Consider the following 6,245-nt stretch of genomic DNA (forward strand, 5'->3'; position numbering starts at 1 on the left):
CTAGCGCCGGCGGTGCCCGTGCAGCGCCGCGGTCAAGATGGCGATCGCCGAGCCGATCACGGTATCGACGACCCGTTCGCCCGCGGTCGTCACGTGGTCACCGCCAGCCACTGCCGCTCCCGTGAGCAGCAGCACGAGCGGGGTAATGAACATGAGCGCGAGTGCATAGTTGCGCACGACCACGAACTCAATCGCGAACTGCAACACTGCGAGCATCAGCACGAGTACCAGCGGGTTCGTCGCGAACGGCGCAATGGCGAGGTAGAGCCCCGCCCCGAGCAGCGTGCCCACCGTGCGGTGCAACCCGCGCCCAATCGAATAGCTGCGCACGGCGCTGAGACCCACCACTGCGATCGACGCGCAGACCGTCCAGTACGCGCGATGCGGGTCAAGAAAAGCCGCGGTAATCACGGTGCCGAGGATGGCGGCAATGATGATCCGGATCGTGAGGAGCCGCTCCCCCGGGCCCAGCCACGGGCCCGGCAGGACCTCGCGCAGGGGCCGTGTGGGGCGCGCTCGCTCGCTGCGGCGCAGCAGCGGCATGCAGGCCACGAGGCACGAGAACGCGACTCCGCACGTGAGGGCCAGCAGGAAGAGGCCCGGATCGTTGTGCCGTGCGCCTGTCGCCGCCCCGCCCGCTGAGTGGTCGACGCCCGTGATGCTGCCCGCGAGGCCGTACATCAGCACGAGGAACACGGGGCCGGGGGCGCCGAGGCGGAATGCGAACGCGAGCGCGCTCGAGACCGTCGCGACGACCACGAGCCCCACGAGGAGCCACACGGTCGAAGGTGCGAGTAGTGTGCCGAGCGCCGCGCACACGATGAGGTACAGACCGACGAACGGCAGCACCCGGGCGCGCTCGCCGGCACGGAGGTGGGTGGAGTAGAGCGAGGTGAACGCGCCCGTGGCCATCTGCAGGCCGAGCATCTCGTGGCCCGCAATCGTGAGCGCTGCGAACGGCACCCCGATCGAGATGGCGGCGCGAAAGGCGATCCAGCCGCGGGGCCCGGGGCCGGGCGGCAGCGCGAAGAGGCTCTTGGCCGCGCGTCGCGAGGCGGTGATTAGGCCGGTGGGCGGGTTCGATTCGTGCCCGCCGGGTTCGTGTGCGCCTGCTCCAGATGGCCCGTCCGGCCGATCGTTCTCCCCGTGGCGCACTGCGTCATCCCTCGTCGTAGTAGGTCGCGGGATCCCGCGCATCAACGGTATCAATTCGTGCGGCCGACGACGTCCCCGTGTCGCGCCGAAGCGCAGGCGGTTAGGGCGAGAGCAGATCGGCGATGAGCAATTCGATGCGGCGCCGAATGTCGTCGCGGATCGGCCGCACCGCCTCGATGCCCTGCCCGGCGGGGTCTTCGAGCACCCAGTCCTCGTAGCGCTTGCCCGGATAGAACGGGCAGGTATCGCCGCAGCCCATTGTGATGACCACGTCAGATGCCTGCACCGCCTCGGTCGTGAGCACCTTCGGCTGCTCCGCAGCGATGTCGATGCCCTCTTCACGCATGGCCGCGACGGCGGCGGGGTTGATCTGGTCAGCTGGCATCGAACCGGCTGACCGCACCTCGATCCGACCCCCTGCCAGATGCCGCAGGTACCCCGCGGCCATCTGGGAGCGGCCCGCGTTGTGCACGCAGACGAACAGTACGGATGGTGTGATGTCGGTCATGTTCCAGAGCTTTCGTGAGGGTCAAAGATACTTTCGAGCGTCCCCAGAAGCGTCGTGACGGCGCTTCTGCGGGCGGGGATGATGCGGTACCACACCCACGTGCCGCGACGTTCCGACGCGAGGATGCCGGCGTCCTTCAGCACCTTGAGATGGTGCGACACCGTCGGCTGCGACACGTCGGCGAGTGCCGCGAGATCGCAGACACAGGACTCCCCGCGTGGGTCAGCCGCGAGCGCCGAGAGCATGCGCAGCCGAAGCGGCTCAGCCAGGGCCTTCAGCGCGGCCGCCCAGGCAGTCGCCGCCTCGGTACTGAGCGTGTGGTCCGTGCTGGGCACGCAAGCCACCGGATCCGGCCCCGGATCCCCGTCGAGACGCGCCGGGGGCACCGCGGTCACGCCACGCTCATTTCGCGCGCGTAAGGATCGGTCTTGAACCAGGATCGCGCCATCCACAACGAGACGTAGACGAGGCCGACCAGCACGGGCACCTCGATCAGCGGGCCGACGACGCCCGCAAGCGCCTGGCCCGAGGTCGCCCCGAAAGTGCCGATGGTGACCGCGATCGCAAGCTCGAAGTTATTGCCCGCCGCGGTGAATGCGAGCGACGTGGTGCGGGCGTACCCGAGCCCAATCGATTTGCCGACGAGCATGCCCACGAGCCACATGATGGTGAAGTAGGCGAGCAGCGGTACCGCGATGCGCGCGACATCGAGCGGGTTCGAGGTGATGGCGTCACCCTGGAACGCGAAGAGCAGCACGATCGTAAACAGCAGGCCATAGAGGGCCCAGGGCCCGATCGTAGGGAGGAACTTCGCTTCGTACCATTCGCGGCCGCGGCGCCTCTCACCGATCCAGCGCGAGGCGAACCCCGCCGCCAGCGGCACCCCGAGGAACACGATGACGTTGAGCGCAATCTGCCAGACGGAAACATCAAGGCCCTGCGAGTCAAGGCCAAGCCAGCCGGGCAGCACCGTGAGGTAGAACCAGCCCAGCACGGAAAACATGACCACTTGAAACACTGAGTTCACGGCGATGAGCACGGCGGTGGCCTCGCCGTCGCCGCACGCGAGGTCGTTCCAGATCACGATCATCGCGATGCAGCGGGCGAGGCCCACGATGATGACGCCGGTGCGATACTCGGGTAGGTCGGCGAGGAAGATCCAGGCAAGCGTGAACATGAGCGCCGGGCCGACGAGCCAGTTCAGCACGAGCGACGAGACGAGCAGCTTCTTGTCCCCGGTTACGGTAGCGACCTTGTCGTAGCGCACCTTCGCGAGCACGGGGTACATCATCACGAGGAGCCCCAGCGCGATCGGCACCGAGATGCCGCCGATCTCGAGTCGGGTGAGGAGCTCCGAGAGCCCCGGGATGAACCGGCCGAGCAGCAGCCCGGCGACCATCGCGAGGCCGATCCACACCGCCAGCCACTTGTCGAGCGTGGACATGCGCTTGGGCGCTACGCGTGAAATGACGGCGCTGGTGTTCATTCGACGCCGCCCTCTTGAATCGACATGTATCTATATTGATCAAGTTCGATTCAAGTTGCAAACTGGTGCGAATGCTCGCGAAGCGGCGTTCTCGCACGACATCGATCTGCTGGCATGCTGTTTACATGGCAAATTCGCGCAGTGGCGACTCAATGATCGCGCGCGTGGTGCGCGTGCTCGAGACCTTCGAGGCCGATCGCACCGTGCAGTCGACGAGTGAGATCGGGCGCCGGGCCGGCCTCCCCTCATCCACCGTGCACCGCATCGTCGACCAGCTCGCCGACGAGGGGCTGCTCGAATTCGATGAGGATCACAACGCGCGCCTCGGCATGCGACTCTGGGAACTCGCACTGCGAGGGTCCACCGCGCTCAGGCTGCGGCAGGCCGCGCTGCCACACATGGAGCGGGCTCAGGCCGTGCTGCGGCAGCACACCCAGCTCGCGGTGCTCGAGCGGGGCGAGGCGCTGTTTCTTGAGCGGCTCTCCCACCCCGACGCCGGCGCCAACATCGCACGCGTCGCGGGCAGGCTCCCGCTGCACGCCTCCTCCGCCGGGCTGGTGCTCCTCGCGTACGCGGAGGCAGATATCCGCAATCCGGTGCTCGCTGGCCCGCTGACCGCGGTGGGCCCGGCCACCATCACCGACCCCGCCCGGCTCCGGATCGAGCTCGCCCGCATCAAGCGCACGGGCTTCGCCGCCGCACCCGCCTCGATCGAGGCGGTATCGACGGGCGTCGCGGTGCCCATTCGCGAGGCCGGCCGCGTGATTGCGGCGCTTTCTGCGGTGCTGCCGCGTGAGAGCTATCCGGATCGCGCGATCCCCGTGCTGCGTGAGGCATCGCAGCGGATCGAGGCCGATCTGCGGGCCGCTCGCTCCTAGTTTCCCGCAGCCTCTTCTTGCACCAGTTCCCATTCAATGGGAATTCCTCACACGCGGCGGCTCTTTCCTCGACACTTACTGAAGTAGATTCCAGAGGTCGAAGGAGACACCGTGACTGTTGTACGCACCCGAGTTGCCATCGTAGGCGCCGGCCCCGCAGGCCTAGCCCTATCCCACCTGCTCGCCGAGGCCGGCATCGAGTCGATCGTGCTCGACCGCCGTAGCCGCGAGGAGATCGAGGCGACCATTCGCGCGGGCATCCTCGAGCAGGGCACCGTCGAGCTCCTCGACCGGATTCCCGGCAGCCGCGCACGTAGTCTCGGCCACCGCCACGACGGCATCGAGCTGAAGTTCGGCGGCGAATCTCACCGCATCGACTTTCAGAAGCTCGCGGGCCGCAGCGTCTGGCTGTACCCCCAGCACGAGGCACTGAAGGATCTCATTGCCGCCCGCCTCGCGGGCGGGCAGGACCTGCGCTTCGGCGTCACGGTCGACGGCGTATTTGGTGAAGACACCGCCACCCCCGGCGTGCGCGGCACGAACGCCGACGGCAGCCCCATCGAAATCATCGCCGACTTTGTCGTGGGTGCCGACGGGTCCCACAGCGCGGTGCGCAAGGCCATCAAGACCGACAACACCCAGGGCTACTTCCGCGAGTACCCCTTTGCCTGGTACGGCATCCTGACTGAGGCCGCCCCGAGCGCGCCGGAGTTAATCTACTCGAACTCCGAGAACGGCTTCGCGCTCATCAGTCAGCGTTCGGAGACCGTACAGCGCATGTACTTCCAGTGCGATCCCAACACCGACGTGAACGCCCAGAGTGAGGCCGAGTTGTGGGACACACTGCAGGCGCGAGTCCCCGGCACGGAGCTCATCGAGGGGCCCATCTTCCAGCGCGATGTGCTGCGCTTCCGCAGCTACGTGGCCGCTGAGCTGCGCCACGGCAGCGTCGTGCTCGTCGGTGATGCCGCACACACCGTTCCCCCCACCGGCGCGAAGGGCATGAACCTCGCGATCGCCGACGTCCTGCTGCTGAATGAGGCGCTACAGGACCTGCTGCTGCGCGGCAGCTCGGCAGGCATTGACGCGTACGCTGAGGCCGCGCTGCGACGCATCTGGAAGGCGCAGCACTTCTCGTGGTGGATGACGAGCATGCTGCATCTCTCCCCCGAGGCCGGCGAGTTCGATCGCCTGCGACAGCTGGGTGAGCTGCGCTCGGTAGTCGATTCCGAGGCGGGGCAGCGCTACCTCGCCGAGGCCTACACGGGATGGCCGATGCAGACCTCGCTGTAGGCAGCGCGGCTACCGCGGCCCCATGCGCAGCGCACCGTCCATGCGAATGGTCTCGCCGTTGAGATAGTCGTGGTCGACGATCATGGTGACGAGCCGGGCGAACTCGGTGGGGCGCGCGAGCCGCGGGGGAAATGGCACCTCTGCGGCGAGCGCCTCACCCACTTCCTCGCCCAGGCTCGCGAGCATTGGGGTCTTGACGACGCCCGGCGCGATCGTGTTCACTCGGATCCCGTGGCGTGCAAGGTCTCGCGCCGCGGTCAGCGTGAGGGACACGATCGCGCCCTTCGATGCGGCATAGGCGGCCTGGCCGATCTGCCCCTCGTAGGCCGCGATCGATGCGGTGTTGATGATCACGCCGCGCTGCTCGTCGCGGTTCCCCTCGGAGTCCAGCTCCGCCCCGTTCGCGGGCGCTTGCTGCGCCATCACCTCGGATGCGAGCCGCAGTACATTGAACGTACCCACGAGGTTTACGTCAACGATGCGCCGAAACAGGTCGAGGTCGTGGGGGCCGTCGCGCCCCAGAATGCGGTTCGCCGGCGCGATCCCGGCGCAGTTCACCGCGACCCGCAGGGGCTGCTCGGGGTCGAGGGTGGCGAGCGCGGCGGCCACTTCTTCGGCCGAAGTGACGTCGGCCGCGACCAGGCCTACGCTCCCCGCTGGCGCGCCTCCCGGGCGGGCAACTTCGACCCGGGATCCGGAGCTCGCGCCCTGCCCGCGGGCGCGCTCGATGCTCACCTCAAGATCAATGCCGAGCACGTGTACGCCGCGGGCAGCGAGTGCGGAGCTCACTGCCGCGCCGAGTCCTGATGCGGCCCCCGTGACGACTGCGCTGGTACCTGCTAGCTTCATTGCTGCTCCGTTCGCCGGATACTGACCGTGTCACGCCGAACATAACACCGTCGCCGCCATCTCGGGGTGAACACGG

At 67.8% G+C, this 6,245-nt stretch carries 7 protein-coding genes; 2 read left to right on the forward strand and 5 right to left on the reverse strand.

Going from position 1 to position 6,245, the window contains the following annotated elements:
* The 4 genes from C795_RS0103735 to arsB form a co-directional block, all read right to left on the reverse strand.
* Positions 1-1,155, reverse strand: a complete 1,155-nt coding sequence (locus C795_RS0103735; protein WP_017792420.1) for an FUSC family protein — start codon at positions 1,153-1,155, stop codon at positions 1-3.
* Between the two features lie 100 nt (positions 1,156-1,255).
* On the reverse strand, positions 1,256-1,663 hold the full coding sequence (locus C795_RS0103740; protein ID WP_017792421.1) for an arsenate reductase ArsC: 408 nt from the start codon (positions 1,661-1,663) through the stop codon (positions 1,256-1,258).
* Entirely contained in the window at positions 1,660-2,058 is a 399-nt protein-coding gene (locus C795_RS17660; RefSeq protein ID WP_017792422.1) for an ArsR/SmtB family transcription factor, read from the reverse strand. Before C795_RS17660 ends, C795_RS0103740 begins: the two co-directional genes overlap by 4 nt.
* Positions 2,055-3,149, reverse strand: a complete 1,095-nt coding sequence (gene arsB, locus C795_RS0103750) for an ACR3 family arsenite efflux transporter (protein WP_017792423.1) — start codon at positions 3,147-3,149, stop codon at positions 2,055-2,057. Before arsB ends, C795_RS17660 begins: the two co-directional genes overlap by 4 nt.
* Positions 3,150-3,274: 125 nt before the next feature.
* On the opposite strand from arsB, the gene C795_RS0103755 reads away from it, so the two are divergent.
* Positions 3,275-4,027, forward strand: a complete 753-nt coding sequence (locus tag C795_RS0103755; RefSeq protein ID WP_033349040.1) for an IclR family transcriptional regulator — start codon at positions 3,275-3,277, stop codon at positions 4,025-4,027.
* Positions 4,028-4,138: 111 nt separating this feature from the next.
* The gene (locus C795_RS0103760) at positions 4,139-5,320 is read left to right on the forward strand and encodes a 4-hydroxybenzoate 3-monooxygenase (RefSeq protein WP_017792425.1); all 1,182 of its coding nucleotides are present in this window, start codon (positions 4,139-4,141) and stop codon (positions 5,318-5,320) included.
* Between the two features lie 9 nt (positions 5,321-5,329).
* On the opposite strand, the gene C795_RS0103765 is transcribed toward C795_RS0103760, so the two are convergent.
* Complete coding sequence (locus C795_RS0103765) at positions 5,330-6,169, reverse strand: SDR family NAD(P)-dependent oxidoreductase (RefSeq protein ID WP_017792426.1); 840 nt, start codon at positions 6,167-6,169, stop codon at positions 5,330-5,332.
* Positions 6,170-6,245: the final 76 nt, after the last annotated feature.

Origin of the sequence: Leucobacter salsicius M1-8 (genome assembly GCF_000350525.1) — a bacterium.
GTDB classification, from domain to species: domain Bacteria; phylum Actinomycetota; class Actinomycetes; order Actinomycetales; family Microbacteriaceae; genus Leucobacter; species Leucobacter salsicius.